At 40.3% G+C, this 23,662-nt stretch carries 13 protein-coding genes; 2 read left to right on the top strand and 11 right to left on the bottom strand.

Going from position 1 to position 23,662, the window contains the following annotated elements; translation table 11 throughout:
• Positions 1 to 22: 22 nt before the first annotated feature.
• The 5 genes from narI to ACM2FC_RS08855 all read right to left on the bottom strand — a co-directional run bounded on the left by narI (position 23) and on the right by ACM2FC_RS08855 (position 8,474).
• Positions 23 to 700 carry a respiratory nitrate reductase subunit gamma gene (narI, locus tag ACM2FC_RS08875; RefSeq protein WP_498480549.1) on the bottom strand — a complete coding sequence of 226 codons (678 nt, stop codon included), beginning with the start codon at positions 698 to 700 and terminating at the stop codon, positions 23 to 25.
• On the bottom strand, positions 697 to 1,422 hold the full coding sequence (gene narJ, locus ACM2FC_RS08870) for a nitrate reductase molybdenum cofactor assembly chaperone (RefSeq protein ID WP_498480548.1): 726 nt from the start codon (positions 1,420 to 1,422) through the stop codon (positions 697 to 699). Before narJ ends, narI begins: the two co-directional genes overlap by 4 nt.
• Complete coding sequence (gene narH / locus ACM2FC_RS08865; RefSeq protein WP_498480547.1) at positions 1,422 to 2,957, bottom strand: nitrate reductase subunit beta; 1,536 nt, start codon at positions 2,955 to 2,957, stop codon at positions 1,422 to 1,424. The genes narJ and narH overlap by 1 nt, the downstream gene beginning before the upstream one ends.
• On the bottom strand, positions 2,957 to 6,721 hold the full coding sequence (locus tag ACM2FC_RS08860) for a nitrate reductase subunit alpha (RefSeq protein ID WP_498480546.1): 3,765 nt from the start codon (positions 6,719 to 6,721) through the stop codon (positions 2,957 to 2,959). Before ACM2FC_RS08860 ends, narH begins: the two co-directional genes overlap by 1 nt.
• A gap of 352 nt (positions 6,722 to 7,073) precedes the next feature.
• Complete coding sequence (locus tag ACM2FC_RS08855) at positions 7,074 to 8,474, bottom strand: NarK family nitrate/nitrite MFS transporter (protein WP_498480545.1); 1,401 nt, start codon at positions 8,472 to 8,474, stop codon at positions 7,074 to 7,076.
• A gap of 291 nt (positions 8,475 to 8,765) precedes the next feature.
• Here ACM2FC_RS08855 and ACM2FC_RS08850 point away from each other — a divergent pair, with 291 nt between their 5' ends.
• A complete protein-coding gene (locus ACM2FC_RS08850) occupies positions 8,766 to 10,511 on the top strand; it encodes a histidine kinase (protein ID WP_498480544.1) in 1,746 nt (581 codons plus the stop codon).
• Positions 10,511 to 11,161, top strand: coding sequence for a two-component system response regulator NarL (gene narL, locus ACM2FC_RS08845; protein WP_498480543.1), 651 nt, complete (start codon positions 10,511 to 10,513; stop codon positions 11,159 to 11,161). Before ACM2FC_RS08850 ends, narL begins: the two co-directional genes overlap by 1 nt.
• 284 nt (positions 11,162 to 11,445) lie before the next feature.
• On the opposite strand, the gene ACM2FC_RS08840 is transcribed toward narL, so the two are convergent.
• The 6 genes from ACM2FC_RS08840 to ACM2FC_RS08815 form a co-directional block, all read right to left on the bottom strand.
• A complete protein-coding gene (locus ACM2FC_RS08840) occupies positions 11,446 to 12,030 on the bottom strand; it encodes a hypothetical protein (protein ID WP_498480542.1) in 585 nt (194 codons plus the stop codon).
• 848 nt (positions 12,031 to 12,878) lie between these two features.
• Positions 12,879 to 14,690, bottom strand: a complete 1,812-nt coding sequence (locus ACM2FC_RS08835; RefSeq protein WP_498480541.1) for an FUSC family protein — start codon at positions 14,688 to 14,690, stop codon at positions 12,879 to 12,881.
• 189 nt (positions 14,691 to 14,879) lie between these two features.
• A complete protein-coding gene (locus ACM2FC_RS08830; RefSeq protein ID WP_498480540.1) occupies positions 14,880 to 15,770 on the bottom strand; it encodes a DMT family transporter in 891 nt (296 codons plus the stop codon).
• Positions 15,767 to 16,597, bottom strand: a complete 831-nt coding sequence (locus ACM2FC_RS08825; RefSeq protein WP_498480539.1) for a PLP-dependent lyase/thiolase — start codon at positions 16,595 to 16,597, stop codon at positions 15,767 to 15,769. Before ACM2FC_RS08825 ends, ACM2FC_RS08830 begins: the two co-directional genes overlap by 4 nt.
• A 357-nt stretch (positions 16,598 to 16,954) precedes the next feature.
• A complete protein-coding gene (gene uhpT, locus ACM2FC_RS08820) occupies positions 16,955 to 18,352 on the bottom strand; it encodes a hexose-6-phosphate:phosphate antiporter UhpT (protein WP_498480538.1) in 1,398 nt (465 codons plus the stop codon).
• Between the two features lie 273 nt (positions 18,353 to 18,625).
• Entirely contained in the window at positions 18,626 to 23,152 is a 4,527-nt protein-coding gene (locus ACM2FC_RS08815; protein ID WP_498480537.1) for a hypothetical protein, read from the bottom strand.
• Positions 23,153 to 23,662: the final 510 nt, after the last annotated feature.

The following is a 23,662-nucleotide window of genomic DNA, read 5'->3' as shown; positions in this document are numbered from 1 at the left end:
CACTGTTATTGATAAGTATCAGTTAACGTCGATTTCGTACTAATTGATAACGCCTAGTTAAGTACTCAATCGGTACACTCCATATATGAACCAAGCGGCTAAACGGAAATAAAACAAATAGCGTCATACCGAGTACTAGGTGAACTTTGAAAATCAGGCTGACATCAGTAATGTAATGATACGGGTCGGAGCCAAAAGTCATCACAGCTTGAGCCCAATGAACCAACTTCATCATCTCACTGCCATCCATATGTTGCGCAGAGAAAGGTACCGTTAAAACACCTAGAATGGCCTGCAATAGTATTAACGCAATGATGGCAATATCCATTGTGGTTGACGTCGCTCTGATTCTCGGGTTGGTTAAACGACGTTTAAGTAACATAGCACCACCAATCACCACCATCACACCCGACGCACCACCACCAATCATGGCCATCTTTTGCTTCACTGCGATTGGGAGAAAGCTTTCATATACCCAGTGCGGCGTCAGCATACCTAAGAAGTGACCAGCAAACACCCCCAGAATGCCGATGTGAAATAAATTCGACGCAAGACGCATATTGGTGTTGTCCAGCATTTGGCTTGAGCCTGCACGCCAAGTGTATTGGCCATAGTCGTAACGTGCCCAGCTACCAATCAAGAACACAGTCGAAGCGATATAGGGGTAAATATTAAAGAAGAAATTGTCGACGTAACTCATGACTGATCTCCAGATAAAGAATCGATGCTGATGTATTGAGGCTGTACGGAGCCAGAGAAGCGTTTTTGGTGAGCAACCTGCTGAGCCGACGCACAGCCTTCTTCACCCATAAATTTCACTTGCTCTTCTTCCCACACAGCGTCTAATGCTTGTGGGGTATCGTCTCTGTCTTCATTTTCCACTTCTTTCGCAAGCATCGAAGCCTTCACGCCAGAATTAGAGAAGCTAAGCAACACATCAAACAGCAACGAATACAAACTGTTACGCTCTTTCAATCTCGCGCCAAGAAGGGCTAATATTGGCGCAATGTCTTTCAAGCCTTGAACCGCTTTCTCTCGACCTTGAACGGCTAAGTATTCAAGATACAAAGGCAAAAAGTCAGGCAACTCTTTGCTGTCGATTTCAAGCCCAGCTTCATGATATTGATTCATCAAGTCCACCATGGCTTGGCCACGGTCACGAGATTCGCCATGAACGTGCTCAAACAACAGCAAAGACAACGAACGACCACGATCAAATAGCTCTGTGTATTCTGACTGAGCGTCTAACACATCGTTTTCTAGTAGCGATTCGTAGAAGGCATATAAGGCATCTTTTTGTGCTGGATTTAGAAAAATCAGCGAGTCGATCGCCTCTTCGACATCTTTCTTCATGTCCCAGAGCGGCTGCTCTGGGTATTCAAGAAACTGAGAGATAATTTGTAAACAAAGCACTGGTTCCATTACTTCTTCTCCCCATCGTCGACAGCCACATTAATTGCATCAATTCGGCGGCTATTGAATAAGTTGAATTGACTATCGCTACCTTTACACCCATCGCCAAAGCTAAAGCCACAACCTTTACTTTCAGGGAAGGCTTCACGTGCGAGTTCACGATGACTTGGTGGGATAACAAAACGATCTTCGTAGTTAGCAATCGCTAGATATCGATACATTTCTTTTGCTTGCGACTCAGTAAGCCCTGCTTCTTCCAATGCACTTAAATCAGTCACGCCATCGACCGTTTCAGCGCGTTTGTACAAACGCATTGCGATCATTCGATTCAAAGCGTTTACTACTGGTTTTTCGTCACCTGCAGTAAGTAGGTTTGCCAAATACTTAACTGGAATACGTAGCTTTTTGATATCCGGTAGCACACCTTCACCCTCTAACATTCCAGAGTCTGCCGCAGACTGGATTGGAGATAGTGGCGGCACGTACCACACCATAGGTAGTGTGCGATATTCAGGGTGAAGCGGCAGCGCCAACTTCCAATCTACCGCCATTTTATACACTGGCGATTGCTGAGCGGATTCAATCACACTCATTGGAATACCCTGTTCTTGAGCCTGTTTGATCACTTCTGGATCGTTTGGATCTAGGAAGATATCCAGCTGACGCTGATACAGGTCTTTTTCATTTTCTGTAGCAGCTGCCTGCTCAATACGGTCTGCGTCATACAACATAACGCCAAGGTAGCGGATACGACCGACACAAGTTTCAGAACATACCGTTGGTAGCCCAGCTTCAATGCGAGGGTAACAGAACGTACATTTCTCTGATTTACCGCTCTTCCAGTTGAAGTAGATTTTTTTGTACGGGCAACCCGTGACACACATTCTCCAACCACGGCACTTATCTTGATCAATAAGTACCACGCCATCTTCGTCGCGCTTGTAAATTGCGCCACTTGGACACGTTGCCACACAAGCAGGGTTTAAGCAGTGTTCGCACAAACGAGGAAGATACATCATGAATGTATTCTCGAACTCGCCGTACATCTGCTTTTGCATATCGTTAAAGTTTTGGTCTTGAGAACGTTTTGAGAACTCGCCACCTAAGATCTCTTCCCAGTTTGGACCCGTTTTGATTTTGTCCATACGCTTGCCAGTGATGGCCGAACGTGGACGAGCGATTGGCTGATGCTTACCTTGAGGTGCGTTTTGTAGGCGCTCATAATCAAAGTTAAACGGTTCGTAGTATTCATCAATGGTTGGTAGATGTGGATTGCTGAAGATTTTCGACAGCAAAGTCACTTTATTACCCATACGAGGAGTGAGCTTGCCTGAAATGCCTCGAATCCAGCCACCTTTCCATTTTTCTTGGTTTTCCCAATCGTTAGGAAAACCAATACCCGGTTTACTTTCAACATTGTTAAACCAGCCGTATTCAATACCTTCACGGCTTGTCCAAACATTCTTACAGGTTACTGAGCAGGTATGACAGCCGATACATTTGTCTAAATTCAATACCATGCCGACTTGAGAACGTATTTTCATTATTTCTTCTCCTGCTGAGTGTTTGGAGATTGGGTATAATCGTTACCTTCATCATCTAACCAACGAACATCTTTCATCTTGCGGACAACGACAAACTCATCTCGGTTTGAACCCACAGTACCGTAGTAATTAAAGCCATAAGATTGCTGCGCATAACCGCCGATCATATGAGTCGGTTTAGGGCTAACGCGAGTCACAGAGTTGTGAATACCACCACGTTGCCCTGTCACTTCAGAACCCGGTATATTTACCAAACGTTCTTGGGCGTGATACATCATTACCATGCCTGCTGGCACTCTTTGACTCACTACCGCACGTGCCGTTAACGCGCCGTGGCTGTTGTACGCTTCTAGCCAATCGTTATCTTCAATGCAAAGCTCTTTCGCATCGTCTTCACTCATCCATACAATTGGACCACCGCGAGACAATGTCAGCATAAGCAGGTTCTCACTATAGGTTGAGTGAATCCCCCACTTCTGGTGCGGAGTGATAAAGTTAAGCGCTTTTTCTGGATAACCGTTGCTCTTCTTGCCGACAACTGATTTCACTGAGCGTGTATCAACGGGTGGACGATAAGTCACTAAGCTCTCACCAAACGCGCGCATCCATTGGTGATCTTGATAAAGCTGTTGGCGACCAGACAGAGTTCTCCATGGGATCAGCTCGTGGACGTTGGTATAGCAAGCGGTGTACGACACATGCTCATCTTCAAGGCCAGACCAAGTTGGGCTAGAGATAATCTTACGCGGCTGCGCTTGTAAGTCGTGGAAACGGATTTTCTCGTCTTCTTTGCAGTTCGCTAAGTGAGCGTGCTCACGGCCGGTTTTCTCTTCCAGCGCTTTCCACGCTTTTACTGCTACTTGGCCATTGGTTTCTGGTGCTAGCGATAGAATCACTTCCGCCGCATCGACTGCAGTTTCGATTTTTGCTTTACCAGCGTTCGCACCCTCTTCATGGGTGTAATTCAGCTTTTTAAGGAAATCGACTTCAGTCTTCGTATCCCAGTTTATACCTTTACCACCGTTACCTTGTTTTTCGAGTAGTGGCCCTACTGAAGTAAAGCGAGCGTAAGTGTTTGGATAGTCGCGCGTCACTGTCTTAATGTGTGGCGCGGTTTGACCCGGGATCAAGTCACATTCACCTTTTTTCCAATCAAGCACATCAAATGGCTGAGCGATTTCGGCATTGGAATCATGTTGAATAGGCAACGTGACTACGTCAGTTTCAATGCCTAAGTGCCCTTCACTCACTTCAGAGAACTTCTTAGCGATGCCTTTGTAAATTTCCCAGTCACTCTTTGATTCCCATGCAGGGTCAACAGCTGCGGATAGCGGGTGAATGAACGGGTGCATATCCGAAGTGTTCATGTCGTCTTTTTCATACCAAGTCGCTGTTGGCAACACGATATCGGAGAACAGACAAGTGCTCGACATACGGAAATCTAATGTAACAACAAGATCAAGCTTGCCTTCTGCAGCTTGCTGTTTCCATTCGACTTCTTGAGATTCATTTTGGCCTTCTTCGCCCAAATCTTTGCCTTGGATACCGTGCTCAGTGCCTAGCAAATATTTCAATAGATATTCGTGACCTTTACCTGACGAGCCCAATAAGTTTGAACGCCAAATAAACATGTTACGTGGATAGTTTTGCTCTTCGTCTGGTTGCTCAGAAGCAAATCGGATGCTGCCTTCTTTCAGTCCTTGAACGGTGTAATCTACCGCCGTCATGCCTTGAGCTTTCGCATTTTGCTCAATGTGCAGCGGGTTAACATTTAATTGTGGCGACGAAGGTAGCCAACCCAAACGCTCTGCTTTCACATTCAAATCAATTAGGCTTTGGCTAAAGTCTTCTTTGTTTGCCATTGGTGAGAGTAGTTCGTCTGTTTTCAACGACTCATAACGCCATTGGCTAGAGTGTTTGTAGAAGAACGATGTGCTGTTCATGTGGCGAGGTGGCTTTTGCCAATCCAAACCAAATGCGAGAGGCTGCCAGCCTGTTTGTGGACGCAGTTTTTCTTGACCAACATAGTGAGCCCAGCCGCCGCCGCTTTGACCAATACAGCCACAGAAAATCAACATGTTGATAAGAGCACGGTAAGTGCTGTCCATGTGATACCAGTGGTTGATACCCGCACCAACGATGATCATTGATCGGCCACGAGTAGATTCCGCATTTTCACCAAACTCTCTGGCGATACGAATAATCTCTGCTCGGTTTACACCAGTAATGCGCTCAGCCCATGCAGGTGTGTACGCTTTAACGTCGTCATAAGATGTTGCACAGTGTTCATCGTTCAAACCACGATCAACACCGTAGTTGGCCATAGTTAAGTCATAAACACTCGCAACGAGTAGATCGGAGCCATCAGCGCCTTTAAGACGTTTAACTGGAATTTTATGTGGAATGATTTCATTTAAAGCAACACTCTCGAAGTGCTCACTTTGCTCACCACCAAAGTATGGGAAGCCTACTTCTACGACTTCATCGCTTGAATCAACCAGACTTAAACGAAGATTTCTTTCTTGATCGGATTTACCGTCTTTTTGCTCAAGGTTCCACTTACCATCGTCACCCCAGCGATAGCCGATTGATCCTTGTGGTGCAATCAATTCACCGCTGTCTTCATCGATTGCAATTGTCTTCCACTCAGGGTTGTTGTCTTGACCAAGGTTATCCACTAAGTCCGATGCACGCAGCATTCGGCCTGCACCGTACAAACCGTCTTCCTGAGATTCAAGAGTGACCAACATAGGCATATCTGAGTACTGGCGAGCGTAGTTGCTAAAGTATTCCACTTGGCGCTTAGTGTGGAATTCAGTTAGCAACACATGGCCCATTGCCATCGCCATTGCACTGTCGGTGCCTTGTTTCGGGTTCATCCAATGGTCACAAAGCTTGGCTACTTCTGCATAGTCTGGAGTGACTGCAACCGTTTTGGTGCCTTTGTAACGAACTTCGGTAAAGAAGTGCGCATCTGGTGTACGGGTTTGTGGAATGTTAGAGCCCCAAGCGATAATGTATGAAGAATTATACCAGTCTGCCGATTCAGGAACGTCAGTCTGCTCACCCCAAGTCATTGGCGATGCTGGCGGCAAGTCGCAGTACCAATCGTAAAAACTCAAGCAAGAACCACCTATCAGAGATAAGTAGCGCGCACCGGCTGCGTAAGAGACCATCGACATGGCAGGAATTGGTGAGAATCCAACAATACGGTCTGGGCCGTATTCTTTAATAGTGCTAACGTTTGATGCTGCAATCAACTCGTTCACTTCATCCCAGTTGGCACGGACAAATCCACCACGACCACGGGCTTTTTTGTACTGCTTCATTTTTTCTGGGTTGGAAGAAATGGACTGCCAAGCATCAACTGGATCAGAGTGTTGCTGCTTCGCTTCACGCCAAAGTTTTAGCAGGCGTTTACGAATCATCGGGTATTTTACGCGGTTCGCGCTGTATAGATACCAAGAGTAGCTTGCACCACGCGGACAACCACGAGGCTCGTGGTTTGGTAAATCAGGGCGAGTACGAGGATAATCGGTTTGCTGGGTTTCCCATGTCACCAAACCGTTTTTGACATAAATTTTCCAGCTACATGAACCTGTGCAGTTCACACCATGGGTAGAACGAACAACTTTGTCATGTTGCCAACGACTGCGGTAACCATCTTCCCAGTCACGATTCGTGTCAAGTGTCTGACCGTGTTTACCAGAAAAGGTACCATTGAGCTGTTTGAAGTAGCGAAATCTGTCGAGAAATTTACTCATGCGCCAAGTACTCCTAATCGCGTATTTATCAAGCGAATTAATATATAGCGATAGAGTAATCAGTAGCGAATATACGCTGCTTGATAAGGATCAACTTAACTTAGCACTTAAAAGCCTTGATACAGCCCAAACTACCCACTATTGGGTAGGTTTATATCTAACCTAATTCATTGTAATTTAATCACTTAATAATAAATTAAGCACTAGTTCAACATCTTTTTAAACTGTTGGGATATTTGGGGGTAGTGTTAAGGTTGAGGAGGTATAGAGTTATACTGACTTTTCAAATGCGCATTGAGAAAAAAGGGTCAGCATTGCTAACCCTAAGAGTTTGTATTTTGAATAACTATGACTACTGAGCAGTACTTAAGCGGAGCTTTGCTTCTCTTCGACCATAGATGCAGACACAAATTAGGATACACACTACGTAAAAAGCCATAAATATCTCTAGAGCGGCGACTGGCGAACCTGTCAGTGAAATGGCTGTACCGAATGATTTTGGTACAAAGAATCCACCCGCAGCACCGATTGCTGAGATAAACCCAAGTGCCGATGCTGTACTTTTTATCGCTTCGTCTTCCGCTTCCTCTTGGCTTTGATTGCTTGCTAAGCCGCGCTCAACCGAAATTTTTCTAAAAGTCACGGCTATCATTTGATATGCAGAACCGCTACCTAAACCCGCTGTCGCAAACAAGAACATGAACGCTGTGAAAAATAGAGGAAAGTCCCCTGCTGATGTTGCCGAAGGCAGTGCCATCAATACCACACCACAAAATACAAACATCGCCACAAAATTAAGAGCGGTAACTCGGATACCCGTGTATTTATCGGCTAACACACCACCAATCGGACGCATTAGAGAACCAATCAATGGCCCCAAGAACGCATACTCGATGATATCTACGTTAGGAAACTGTGTTTTCGTTAAAACCGCAAACCCCGCACAGAAACCGATGAAAGAACCAAATGTCCAAAAGTACTGAGTGCTTAGGATCCACATATGTGGGCGTTTCAAGACGGGTAGTTGATGTCTCAAAGACGATTTTGCAACCGTTAAGTCATTCATACCAAACCACGCTAGTGCTGCAGCAACAAGGACCAAAGGTACCCACATAAACGCCGCATTCGAAACGTAGATAGTAGAGCCGTCTAACAAGCTTGTACCTGTCTCACCAAAGATACTAATGGTAATAACTAAAGGTGCAAAAAGCTGCATGATACTGACGCCAAGGTTACCTAAACCTCCGTTTAATCCTAGTGAAGTACCTTGCTGTTTCTTAGGATAAAAGAAACTGATATTTGCCATACTTGACGCGAAGTTACCACCTGCGACACCGCATAGTAGCGATATCATCACAAAGGTAGAATATGGCGTCGTAGGGTCGTTAACCGCAAAGCCTAACCAAAGTGCTGGAATAGCTAAAAATGCCGTACACAGCGTCGTCCATAAACGACCACCGAAAATAGGCACAACGAAAGAAAACGGTACACGCATAATTGCGCCAGAGGCCGCAGGGAATGCCGTTAACATAAATAATTCACTGGTAGAGAAGTGAAAGCCTATTTTATTTAGGCTGATTGCTACTGTACTAAATAGCATCCAAACACAGAAAGAAAGCAATAAACATATTATTGAAATAACTAAATTTTTATTTGCTATCTTTTTTCCACCGTTTTCCCAAAATGATTTGTCTTCTGGGTGCCACTCGGTGATTAAACCTTTGGCTCGTCCTTGAGTGTTCACTTTAGCCATAATATTAACTTCCAATGCTGAGGATATTTTGCTCAGTTATACTCAGATTTCTTATACCATTACTGATCTCAATCAACCCCGTGATATATTGAATGTGGTTTAAATGCTCAAAAATACCTATAATTAGGTACTTGAGATAAATATAAATACTCATATAAAACAGTATATTATAAAAATAATATTGTTTTATACCTAATAATAACGTGCTAGGTATATCTTTGGTGGTAGTTCGGTTTTCTATATGAAATCGAACTCTTAATATAGTGACGTATACACAATTAGAGAGTACAAATGGCCCTAGAAAATACAAAGCAATTCGAATTCAGTTCATCTTCAGTAACTGGCACAATGTTTCTCTCTATGATGTTTCTTAGCATCTGCGCGATAATGAGTATTTCAATCTGTATTTGGATATCCGGCAATATTCAAGGTGATGGACACGAAATAAATCGACTGGGCCACATGCGTATGGAAAGCTATCGTCTACTATCTAAAGTTCCTTTAAAACAAGAAGATATAAGATACATCGACCAACTTGAAGCCGACACCACATCGCCAATTCTAGACTCGTATTGGAATGACGATTCCATCAAAAATAATCAAAAAAAAATCATCGCTTTTTGGTTTAATGAAGTGAAGCCCTCTCTTCTCAAAGCGACCAGCATTGAAGAGGAAAGTAGCATGATTGCAGAATTCGAACACCGTATTGACAACTTAGTTAACACCTACGATCGCGACACAGAGTATAAGGTGCTGCTTTTAAGGATTTCTCTATACTCATTTTTGGCTATCACTCTTTTGTTGTTTTTCTTTATCTCTATCCAGTTAAGGTTAAAGATATTACTTCCATGGAAAGATTTGATGTGGACCATAAGTTCACTAAAATCTGGCAACTTGTCGGCACGATGCAAGGCTAAAGCTTACAAAGGAGAGCTCAGTATATTAGGTACCGTAATCAATGATATGGCTGAGGAAATTCAGCTTACTCACACAGGGCTAGAAGACAAGATTCGCGATAAAACAAAAAATTTAACTTATAAAAACAGGCTGTTAGACTTTATGTTTCGCGCCAGTGGAACACTTATTTCTAAGTCTCAACTAGACGATAAACTTCTATACGAGCCGATACTTAGTGAATTAAAAGACATCACCAACAGTAAGAGCGTTACACTAGATATCTACAGTGAAGACAGCACACCAACAAACACAATTAGGGACGTTTCTGAGGATGGTGTACCGCCTGAAGATAATTTTGAATGTCTGCTACTCGATGAACACAAACACTATGGCTCTCTTCATATCGAGTTTTACCAATCTAACCAAAATACCACGATTGCAAAAAATTTGATTCAAGCATTAGCCGATCAAATTACTCGTTCTATTGCTTCAAAACTGCAAGCAAAAGTAAGCGAAAGTTTGGTATTGGCCGAAGAGCGGGCTGCAATCGCCAGAGAGTTACATGATTCTATCGCTCAATCATTGTCGTCACTAAAAATGCGTGTCAGTGCACTTCAAATGCAAAAGGCAACGCTGACTGACACTCAACTTAATTTAATTCAAGGAATTCGTGAAGAGGTGAGCAGCGCATACTCTCAATTGCGCCAACTGCTCTCAACCTTCCGGCTACAATTAAGTGACAATGATTTCTCTTCAACAATGAAAAATATCATTACCGATTTTAACCACCGACTCGGGTTTAATATTGACTATACTCTAGGCCCAATTAAAGGCTTATTGACATCAAAACAAGAAATACACTTAGCCTTCATAATTAAGGAGGCGTTAAATAACGTTTACAAGCATGCAAATGCGACACATGTTATCGTTTCGATTTTAGCTAATGATGCAAATAAAGAAATTAGCATCTTGGTTAAAGACAATGGTGTCGGTATCAGCGAAGAAAATAAGCCTAACCACTATGGGCTGAATATTATGAAAGAGCGAGCGTCGCTAATAAATAGCCAAATTAACATTCAGTCTTCTTCCGGTGAAGGCACTGAAGTACAATTGACGATAGGTTGGAGTAAAGAAAACTAATGACTACCGAAAACAGCAAATCTACCGTACTACTGATTGATGACCACCCTACCATTTGTAGTGGTCTCCAGTTTCTTATCAACTCAACCGAAACAATGCAGGTTATCGATACTGCTAATGATGGTGCAACAGGCATTGAGCTTGCTAAGCAACACGAGCCAGATTTAATTTTGCTCGACTTAAATATGCCTGTGATGAATGGGCTAGAAACGTTAGAAGAGCTGAGAAAACAACATGTCTCGAGTCGAGTGGTTATTTTTACCGTTTCAGATTATAAAGGTGACCTAACAACGCTAATCAAAGCCGGTGCAGACGGTTACCTACTGAAAGATATGGAACCAGAAGAGCTTCTAACAAACATTGAAAAAGCCTGCAATGGCAACATGGTACTCAGCCCCGAGCTTGCGCCTTTGTTGCTTGAAGGAATGAGACCAAAAGCCAACAGTAGAAATATTGAGGACCTGACTCGTCGTGAGCTTGAAACTGTCCGCTTACTCAGTAAGGGCCTCACCAACAAAATGATTGCCAAAGAGCTGGATATCAGTGAAGGCACAGTAAAAGTCCACGTAAAGTCATTATTGAAAAAACTCAATTTACGCTCAAGAGTAGAAGTAGCCATTTGGGTGAAAGAAGAGAAAGTGTTTAAGTAAAAAACTGAATAAACCACTGCTAGCTACTAGCCCTATATAAGAATATGTTTCAATGGGCTGGTACTATGTTGTACCCTGCGGAAGCAAGGTAATAGGTTTAGGTACTTGCCTCCCGTGAATAACTTGACGTATTCTGTGTGCCCTACCCCTTTTGCTCGCTTTCTTAACACACCAATTGATACATTTGCTGCGTTCAGTAAAGTTTTAGGTGTTATCCCCCGCCCATATTGGGCGAGGGTTTGCGGCTAAATTGTCCTATCTAAAATAGAATATAAACAAAATCACTACATGACTGTGACAGACGGCATTGTCATTTTACATTCAACTGTTAGACTCTCAAACGCTCCAAGATGCTCAAAATCGAGAGCTATCTGGAAATGAGAGTTTCCTTTTCTTCCTACTCTTGGATCAGCTGGTTGAGGGGTAAAGTCAATCATTTGATCAGGTATACCTTTTAAATAAAATTTTGTGCTTGTCGAGCCTGTGGGTGTTGAGATCTCATAACCATTTCCATTATTGTTTGCGATATTTTTAGCGTAAACAGTATCACCACTTGGTGTAATTATATCACATTGCATAAACTTCAAATTAGAAGCCGTATTATTATTATTCAACTCCATAGTATTGTAGTTTAGATCAGGCGTATTAAAGTCAATAGTTAAAGCGCCATCGCCTATGAATGGCTGGGTCAAATATATAGTGCCTGAATATATTTCCGAATTGTAATCACTTACTGGGGTTAGATAAAGTACGTTTTTTAATTTACTTAATTGTGTATTTTCGTGATTGTTTTCTGAAGCTGCTTGAGCAGGGATAATAAAAGCAAGGGTACTAGCCAATCCTATCGCAGTTATAATGCATTTCTTCATGTAATTAGTCCTTTATATCTGATTTTTAAAAGCAAAAATGCGGTGACATTTTAAACTAGCAGCGTATCGTGTAGCTAATAATAAATTCTAATATAATAATTTCATCACTAATTTTATATGTAACAAATAAAATTAACAAAAAGTTATCTAAGGTAATTTTTGAAACTTAACATAAAGCTCAATAGTATAAAAACCATTTATAGTTAATGTCTATATTAATATTAAATACAAATATATTATAAGGTTTCCATAATTTTATATTTTATTTATATTCCCATTTTATTTTTTAAGTTTTATATTCTTGTAAAAAAGAATTACGATTCATGTTACCTATGTAACCTTTTACGCAAATGGACATCAATCGCTTTTACTTTCCTAATGATAAAATTTACGACAAGGTCCTCCCGCATAATTACTGTTATAAAAGGTATGCACAAGCTCGATTGCCCTTTAAGATTATTTGGGGCAGTAGAGTAAGTCTAATGAATTTGGAGTGTACACCTACTACGACTTCTTAACCCATGTAATGCTCAAAGCTTTAACGCTAATCTATACTTATTTCTGCTATGAATGTTGCTATCAAAATAAAGTCAGACTACGGATTGGTTGTGTTGCACGTTATCACTCAAACTGAGCCTATTCGCAGCTAATGAGAGTCAGTCGTCGGCTTATTTTCAGTTAATTTGAGTAACAACAAGGCAAAGTGTTTCGCTCTCTGTTGTATAAGTTGGTCAAAAGGACTAAAGCAAATAAATTCATCAAATTAATTTTTCACACCATGCTTTAATGGTAAAATGCTATACTTCAGTACTAAGTTCACACCGCGATTTCCTCTGAACGTACGAATATTATATATCGTTCGCCAGCAGTTTTTGAAGTCGATTTAACTCAACTAAACTATAAACAAGGTCAGTTTTAGTGACTTGCTCTTTTTTAAGTGGAGACAAATGAGAAAAAGCATTGTGGCTTAGCTGGTTATACAGCCCAATATATTTTTCTGCTATTTGTTTGTCGATTGACTTTGTTCTATTTAAATCATGTTCTATTTGCCAATGCCAATAACTATTTAGAGGTTTTCTACGATTAAATAAATAGTTTTGAATTAGATTACATCTTACTTCTTTGAGGTATTTTTCTAAAATATATTTCGACTGATGTAGAATCGCTTCTCTCTCTCGTTTTATATTCTTTGGCCATATCCATCGAACAACCACTAGTGTAAGTATTATCCCAAAAAACACACCTACCACTCGAGAAATTGAAGCATCTATATGTGAGTCAGATCCGAGACCAATCAAGAAACAGACAACCGCTTGTAAAGCGATATAGTTATGCTTAGCTTCATAGAAAATCGCCTCCAAAGCAAAACAGACAACCAGTATAACTAGAAAATAATAAATTTCAGTGCTGTGTATGATCGCTAAAGCCGGGATCGCTAGTAAAAAGCCAGTTACAGCGCCAATAAGCCGATGTTTAGTTCGAGTTAAGTTATTTGCTTCGTAGAACATTAACACTAACATTGCCGTCACCGCTAACTGTATATTTGGCTCAAAACCTAACAACACCCAAAATAGTGGTAAAGAAACGATAATAAGCGACCAACGAAAGCTATTAATATATTCAAAATACCTAATTTTTTTGGTCCACATACGTTGGTATAGCTTTTTAGGTTCATTTAAATTAGCAACATTGTGGATAAATCCAAGTGTTTGATGCCAAAATTGCTCCGAGTATTTAGTCTCGAAGGTCAGTCCTTGTTCAATTTCCCAACTTATTTTGTTTGCCTTTTCAACGGAGAACTTCTCCAAACCTTCAAAAATTGAATACGTCAAGTTTCGCAATTGCTTTTTTTCTACACGGCTTAATTCTAGGCTAAGTTTTCCATATCGTTGTTCTTTTGGGTAAAAATCACTAAGCAAATGATTCATCGCATAAAGGTAGTGCTCAATTTGACGACATAGCCTGATTTGATCGACATACTTTGGGTAGTGGTTCTCCATATTCGCTGAGGCAATTTTATTTTCTAGTTTTTTCGCATTCGCAAGCATATTGCTAACTTCTATAAGTAGTCTATTTTGCTGCGAATAATCTCTCGATTTTAAGTTCAAATACAAATCGATCAGAAAGTTTTCAAATTTACTCTCGTAGTTTCTCCAAAGCCCGTCAAGTTCCTTTGAAGCGCGATAGCTGAAGCTAAGCCAATGTGTTCCTAATCCGATTACAGAACCGATGACAATCTCATAGATTCGAGAAATATGAATAGGTATTATCAACTCTTTTGGTATACCAAGTGGTGTACTAAATATTAAAAAAGTGAATGAACCATAAAACCAAAAATAACTATGCCTAATATCTAGCTTTGAGAGTGCAAATCCATAAGATGCGAATAAAACTAAAGTAAATAGATAATAGTAATTATAGGAAGGAAAGAAGTACGATATCATTCCCCACAGAATACAACCAGATACAGTACCATATATTCTCTGCTTCGCTTTGCTAGCAACATGACCGATTTCGTTCAAAGAAGCAACAACGGCTGCACTTATACCTGCCCAATATGTTTCATCTAGATGAAGAAGCTGAGTAATCGACATGCTTATTGCGATAGCAAGAGCGATCTTAAACGCATGCTCATAGCGTGCAACATTTTTTTTCAGCATAATATTTAGACTTTTCACCTACTGCATAAATTCAGGTTAACCTACTCTAATTTAGCAAAATTTAACGGCTAAAATACTGTTTTTGATCATAGAAACGAGTATCGCTCGGACTCTTAAAGTTGTAACCCAGCTTATCTAATTAGCTATAGAATTAGCCTATAATTGGAATGACATTCATTTCTGATAAATTTATAGCGTATCATCTATGTTAGACTTGGATATCATAGTTATAGAGAAAAGCACTAAAAACATACCTAAAATAAAATAGAAACTAATGCTTTCCTTATATAGAGCATAAGAATTAATCATCGTAAAAATAACCGAAAGGTTAAATATAATTGCAAGTACACTTGAAGACAAAAATCTCGAGGCTAACGCCCATAACAAAAAAGCCAAGGAGGTAGGAAAAACACCTAGATATAATAACAACAATATATTTTTCCCACTTAAGACAACATCATACATACCTAAAAATGGTGTTTGCAGTAAAAAAGCACCAAGAAAAATGTACATCATATTTTTTATCGTATGATTGATAGAGTCATTCGATTTATTAATCTTATATGTTAACATGATAAAAATTGCCCATGTTAATCCGGCCATGAGTTCAATCCCGTTCCCCTTAAAAGTACCAAAGTTGCTTGTTTGTACTATGAATGCAACTCCCACAAAAGAAGTAAGAGAGTAGACAACTTCAGATATTATTAATTTTCTTTTAAAAAACAAAAATGAAATCAAAACACAAAATATTGGCGCCGTGGATTCCAGTAAAATAGCATTGTCAGGTGTTGTATATTTAAGTCCATAATGAAATAAAAAGAAATTAAAAGAAACAAATAGAGATAACAACCCCAACAAACTTAAATCATGCTTTTTGATTTTGAAAATACTTAAGTCTTCTTTAAAAAAAACAACTTGCATAAGCAAAAATATAAATAAAACTAAAAATCCAATCAACAACCTAACAGATGAGATGGTTAAAGTCGGAATACTATGAGATAAAAACTCGCCGACTACAGCATGTGTACCCCACAAAAACGTGGCACAAATAGCAAAAAATAGCGGATTTCGTAACTTCATGTTTTCATCTCACTACCAGTTATAATACAAAGTATATTTTCCCTAGTAATATTTTTCTTCTCTTTTAACAAGCAAGCTGCAGCAAAAGAAGCAGATGAGCTTGCCTCACAAAAAATTCCCTTGCCGAGTAACTCACTATGAGCTTTTCGTATTTGAACATCAGAAACTGGTATAGCCATACCTTGTGATTCCTTATACACCTCTTCAGGATTATCTAAACCGTAATAGCCAGATATACTGGTTGCATAATCAGACTCTTGAGTCGTTGCCCCTATCATCTTGACCCTACTACTTCTTTCCTTGAGCCCTTCCCATATACCTCTTAATAAAGTCCCATTATTAGTAGGGCATATAATATAATCAAACTGAATTTCTGAATCCAATATCTCATATCCGATTTCTTTGTGCGCAAGATATTTTAAATGACATTTCCCTGGATTTGCATTGTAAATGCCATGCTTCTCTATCTCTTGATTGCAAACGTCGTAAATGTTTCTAGATTCGTTAACGACATGAATTATCGAGTTTTGAGACTCTAATATTTGCCTCTTACGTAAACTAATTTTTTCCGAAACCCAAACATGACACTCTATGTTGGTCATTTTACAATGTACTGAAAGAGAAATACCAAAATTACCTGTTGATGCACAACCTATTTTTTTTATCCCTTTATTAAGGCAATAATTTATTATATTTCTGCTTTCTCTATCTTTATGACTACCAGTAGAGTCAAAGTATTCTATTTTAAAAAATACACCATTGTCGGAGGAACGCTCAGGAACAATCACTATATCTGTAGACAGCTTATCTAACTTATTGATACCCATACTTTAAAACATACAAATGATATTATTAACAACAAACTATCACGTAAAGTTACATAACAATAACAATCAAGAGAGGTAACTTATTTTTTGCAATTGAAACGACAAAAATAATGGTGGAGCAGAGCCATCGTTAGATCAAACAGAAAACTCGTCAAGCCTTAGGTTGAAAATCAGTTTAAAGAGCAATGGCATCACTTTATGGACCAGAAGTTTGCACCATGCTGAAACGAGGGCAAAGTCATATCGATGGAAAAAAACCTACGAGAGATTTAACACTCTCGCAGGATAAGTACGCCTTAGAGGTTGATGCCTGCACGTCATGAACAAACATTACGACAGAACCCAAAGAAGTGCCATTTAACTAATCTGAATAGATTCCAAATGTTGTTTTTTTAGTTTCCTTATCTTTTTCTCTTCAGCAATAGCAACACATGCCATTAGAATTATGCAGCAAATAGCTGCAGTATCTAGAGCAGCGAACGTCCCTGCCCACCCAGTTAAACCAAAAATGGGGGTACCATCCGCAATTAAGCCTAAGCCTAATTTGGCAAAACTGTCGCCAATAAGGTAAGCAAAAGTGCCTTTGATGCCATCTGCAGCACTCAAGCCTCTTTTGGGGACGAAACCAACCGCAGCGACGCCAATCAACAGCTGGGGACCAAAAACCAAAAAACCGAGCGCAAACAAAGACGCTAAATAAGCAAATTCTGTATGAGCATGCTGATATACTGACAGGGTAACAATAATTAGAGCCAAAGAAATACAAGACGTTAAACCTCGTCGACCATTGGCTAAATCCGATAAATACCCCCACAGAAGAGTACCGACTAGCGCACCCACCTCGAACATAGTAAAGCCGTCAATGGCCACGTCCTTTGACAGTCCTAACTCTTGGTAAGCATAAACAGTTGACCACTGGTCAATACCAATACGGACTATATATAAGAAGATATTTGCGAAACATAGCAGCCATATCACCTTGTTCTTTAAAACAAACTCAACAAATATTTGCCATTTTGTCATTTGTTCTCCTTCTGCTTTTTGGTCCTCTTCACTCATGTCTTCGTCAAATAACTCTTCAACTTTTCCTAATCCATAAGCTTCCGGTGAATCATTACCCATGAATAAACCAATAAAACCAATAACTAACGCTATCAATGATGGAAAAACAAACATACCAATGACATCACCATTGAATAGGTAATTAGCGCCAAACAGCGCCACCACAGCGGCGCCAGCACCTCCTATGTTATGAGACATATTCCAAAGGCCAATGAATGTACCGCGCTTATTTTTAGGGGTCCATTTAGTAATGGTCGCAATACTGTTAGACCCTCCCACACTCTGAAATAATCCACTTAATGAATAAAAGCCGATCATAAATATTAAATTGGTTAAACCACCACCCATGGAAATACTAAATCCTATCATCGCTATACCGGACAAGATCAACATAAAGGGTAAAAACTGTTTATTATTTTTTCCATCAGCATAATAATTCATAGCGGTTTTTCCAATTCCATATGTAATTGAAAAACCTAGTCCAATAAGCCCCAAGTCAGTCATGGATAGACCATACTTATTGATCATATCGACTTGTGCAACATTGAAGTTTTTTCGAATAAAGTACATAGCCATATAACTAAGAAAAACAACCAAATAAGAGTATATAAAAGGCTTTAACCACATTTTTTTTCGGGTAGACAATGGTAAATCTAACTTCGGAATACGTGTTTGTTCTAATATTTTTAACATGATGATATCCTATCGATAAAAATCAGCATCCGCTGTTTATCTATTACGTTTATTTATTACAAATGAAAATTTTCACAATAACACTATATTTATTTATATCGATTGTTTTAAATTACACGTGTTATATTTAAATTTGAACTTCAAGCAATTCACAAAAACATATTTTTTTATGAATTAAGGAACATGATAATATATTCCTTATATTCAAAGTAACTTGTTATAATTCACTCTGTTTCTACGGCCATAATTTAGACGTTTAGAAACAGAAATGAATTACCCCCAAGCCTCGTCTGCATCAAGAGCTTTAGTCATCAAATCCAACGTAAATGAGGCCCATATGGCTGCAAAAATGGTTTCTTGTTGCGATTCATAGGTCGCAATGTCCATATTCCATGCCATACACCCAACAGCAAATTTATAATCCTTTGTTAGCATTTTGAACACACTGTTGCCAAAGCCAAACCATTCAAGAGCATCATGATTTTCTTCGACTTCTTCATCCAAAAAGTCGATAACTCTAATAACCAATTTTACATTACCGAGGATAATCAGTAGATTTTTCAGCAGCTTTACTAGAATCTTCCTTTTTTCGTCGGTCCCAGGCCACCACTTTTTGATGCGCATATTCCATACAACGGCTATCCAAACTATTGAATTGACAGTATCTAGGCAAAAACTTTGGATCCATTTATCGTCTACGCCTTTCTCCACGCCTTTTCTAGTGTATTTAATTATTGTTCGGAGAGGGTCTAAAACTGCTTTGTTACAATCATAAAAAAGATCACAACGTTTCGTTGCCAAAGTTGCTTCACTTTCCAAATCAGGCATTTTTCGAGATAAAATGTCTCCTTGCATTTTGAAGGTCCAATTCAGGTTCTTAAGCAGATATTGAAACGAATCGTAAAAATCAAACATCGTATCGTAAACCTTCCAGGAATCTTCCCCATCCATTAGTTTTGTGGGCTCATTGATTGACGGTAAAGACGGTAAGGATTTGATGCTTTTGCCTGTGATGATGTACATAAAAGACCACGAGAAGATCCCCATCAGAATACTGCTGACCTCTTTCATGCTCATGCTGACTGACAAATCGATACCAAACAACTTTAACAGTGCCGTGTACTGGGGAATTTGGAACGTGATCACCTTCTCGTTCCATATTTTATTAAATTTTTCAAACGCCACTTGTAAGGTGGCCTCTATTTTTTCAAAGCCCCAATCGACCACACCTTCGATAGTTGAAACCAGCTTATTTGCAGCGTTAGAGACACTGTCCAGCAAGTATTGTGGTTGAAATACAGAGTTGAATAAAATCTCAGTCATAGCCCCCACATACTCATTAATGAGCTCGAAGTTATCAGGACAAGCATACCCAACCATATTATCGATAAGATCTTCAGTATCCATGCTGGTAATATCAGCAATCAATATAGGGCTGACAACGTTATATATTTCGTCCAATATATCGCCCATCACCTTGTTGAGCCAATTAATAGCGGGAATGAGTATATCGTTGACCAATGGGTTATCGACGAGCATCCAAAATGTCTTCTGATTCAGCTCTAATACTTTGACATACGCTTCTGAAACGGTTTGCCCTGCTCCTCGATACTTATCTTGCACGTCTGGCAATTGATTTTTAATGTACTCAAAGCCCTTATCCACCTCAGAATGCATGGTGCTCACCCCTTCCGTCACCGCGCTTTCTGCACTCAACAGATATTCAAATAGCTCATCATGAAGTGAGCCTGCCGAACTGATAGTACTCATCACATCTTCAATATGAACCAGCAGCATAATGAGCGCGATGATAGAGCGAACAAGCACCGCTGCTACATCAACAACCATGGACGCAATATGATAGACCAAATCACAAAATTGCTCATTTGTTTCAATGACTGCATCCACCACATCTTCCATAGAAAAGTGGCCGATTTTGTTCAAAAAGTCTTTATCAATAGTCGCCTTGCTGACGCCGGTTGTGACATCGATGGTAATACCCAAAACGTCCGGAAGATCGGCAAGAAAGGTTTTATCTATTTCGTTATTGAGGCTGTGTATGGCATCAGAGATAACCCCGATAATTTTTTTGAACCAACCATTGAACACGTATGCATTGCCTTCAGTGAATGTGTCAGTCGATAATTGACCTGAAGAAAACTTGAAAGCCATCCCTTGAGCTGAAGAGGCGCGGACATTCGGGGTAGCACTCGCGACCTGCATCGAAACTAACGGATCATTTCCTGGTGCGGCTAAAAACAACCCCGCGGCTTGGCTAAATTTACTCTCATCATCAGGGTCAGTTTCATTCAACACCTCTAATGATTTTCCTGCGTTGACGTACAAATCACTGAGCGCTTGGTAGGCTTCATCTTCTTGACCTGCATATTGTTTATTGATTTTTACCCCATTGGCTGCCGCTTTTTCTTTCAATGCGGTCGCATTGTTATAGGCAGGATCGGTCATCCTTTTCGTCGACTGCTCAGCCAAGTTGATGCTGTACCACGCCGTGCTTGCCCCCTTATCTGCGCTGTCCGCATACAACATCGAATCGGTTGCCGTCGGCGATAAATATTGCGTATCAACAATGCGCACCATCAGCGTACACGCCACATCATCGGCTTTGACTAACACATTCAGCCAGCCGTTCGCCTCACTCAGTGGCAGCATCGCCCCAACCGTGCGATCGATGTGGAAGCTTTTCTTATTCTCCACCACAATGTTGGTCGGCGCAGGGCTGCGTATTTCAAGGTATTGTGTGCTCGTGCCGGCCACTGGCGTGCCATAGGCGTTTTGTGCACGTATCGTGGCCCGATAACAGTCTTGGTATACCATATCTTGCGCTTCGGCTTCTGAGCTCGACAAGCTCTGGCATATCGGGATTTTGACCCAGGTCTGCTCGACTTGCTTACGATAGCTCACAAAAGCTTGATGGACCTCAGTACTGCCGGATGTTTGAGATTCTATTGATAGGGTCTCACAACGCTGGTTGAAGCGGTATTTGCAATACAGTGCTGCCGATTTATTACCCAGATAAAAACCGCTGTAGGTTTTATAATTGTTTACATTAGGTTCAGGTTCCGTGAGTATGTTGGCAAAAGCGGGAGAACCGAAAATGAGGTTTGCCCCATCACTTTTTTGATCTGGTGTAAACGTGTTATCCGTGATAACTGGAGAATAGGGCTGATCATCATCTTCGCAGGCCTGTCGATACATCAGCACGTTATTACTGGCGTCTTTCGAGAAAAATGTAAATCCACCAAACTTACTGCGTCCGCCTGTTAAAAGCACAGGTTTATTGAGAAAATCCAAGTCGGGAGATAAAAATGATCTAAACCCGACTAATTCGCCGGTATCCTCTTGATGGGCCAATCGAACAATTTCGGTCCGAGTTACACCTGAGCTGTTGGCAACACTTACACGGGCCACCTTAATACTCGCTCTATATTCATTGCTATCGTTGGGATATTGCACCGTCCCTTTTGCTATTTCATACACTTCACTAAGGAAGCTTTTCATATCATATGACATACTACCTTGAACATTCCCATAAACCTTACCTTTCGTTTTAATAGGATTTTCATACGCACCGTCGAATGTTTCCTCTCTGTATGTTCCTTCTGCTATGGTGTCATCAAAGGAAACGTCCACCACGTTAGTCGCTCTATCTGGCCCAAATTTTATTCGCGTATTTGCGCCTGAATCCGCCGAGGACATGAAATACGTGATGTCATCCCCATCCACATGCACGTGATTTAGAGCAGTCATCAGATATGACGCAAATCGAGTGTACTTAATTTGGCACGCATCGACTCTTAACTTTTTGAAACTGTCAATGGAGAATATGTACGAGTGCAAGCCATCAGCGTTAGTCTTACCTAGGTGGACAGAGAAATACGTCTTACCATCGACATCGGTGTAAGGCTGAAGGCACTGGATCTCTTTGGTGAAAATATCGTGCATCGGTTTAATATTCCAATCGGTGTAGCTCACCTCACCCATGGAAGAAAAGTCGGTATCACTGGTCATCCACCGAACGCACAAATAGTTTCTAGTGTTCCCCGTTTCATCAGAGAGAAAAAAAGCCTGTACCCCGGTGACTTTTTGCAGCGTGGCGTCGTAAGTATTGTGTAAGGGGTGATGAATTGGCCAAAGTTTGGATTTAGGATCTACACCATATTTGAATTTTGAGTTAGGAATTCGACTGGTGATATACCCACCGGCGACCTCATCATCACTCTGGGCGACGTTATTGTGCTCGACGAGTTCTACCGTATATTTTCCATCGCTGGTTTTAACGACTTGCGCCATGTCCATTGAGCCAAAGTTGGCATTATCATCATCAAAGCTTTCTTCTAAGGGAGTGGATGAACCCAAGCTCGACTGCAACTTAACTTGACCGGCGTTAAACCCTTCTAACGCCATGTGCTGGCCTTGGTTTTGAGATGAAGACTCAAAGAGTTTGCCTTGCACGACTTGAGTATACAGTTCTGTTCCGGAAGATAACTGATAGGCCGTTTTTTCGATGGCCATTTCAGCTTGAGTAATGCCAAAATCCGCGGGGTTACTGTAAAAGTCTGGATCCACTTTTCCCCAAGCACTTGGCATCAAGCCACTGGTGGCCAATAGTCCAAAACCACTTAATTTAGCACTGCCTAACAAAAACTTTCGGCGAGAAACTAATGCATCAAAGCAAAGTATTTCTTTCTGTTTTAGTTTTTCATTCTTTAATGCTTTATTTATAGTATTGACTACTAATTTTCTTATTTCCGTAAATTTTTTATCCTTAGCACCCTTCATTTTCCACTCCATTAAGTCAGGCAATAAAAATTCCGAGTACTCTAATGGATAAAAATAATAATATTTGTGACAAAAGTTAAATAACACACAATAATTAAAATAAAAACCAAATGATATTAATAAATTATACTAAAGATAATTAATAATAGTTAATAATAATAATTACTAAATATTTTAAAGGTTTTCTTTTTGCACTCAGCCCACTCTGCCTTTTGATGTCATCAGGAGTCTAAAGTGATGCTAACTGGATTTTTAATGCCTTGTTTTTGTTTGCATACAAGGAAAGTCGGCATAAATAAAGGAAGAACGCTCAGCCAAATTTCACGATAGAGCGAGTGCCTCAACGAAACCCAATGGAGATGGTTAAATCATAAAATTATTATTAAATTATTTTAATTCTCATTATTTAAAAATAATGACACCCTTGTTAATCTCATGTCATATTTAGATATTTTATTATATTTACCAGTAATTTTCAGCCATTTAAAATTTTTATAAAAATTAAAAAAC

Source organism: Vibrio sp. A37 (assembly GCF_059777565.1).
This window is presented reverse-complemented; position numbering and strand designations above follow the sequence as displayed.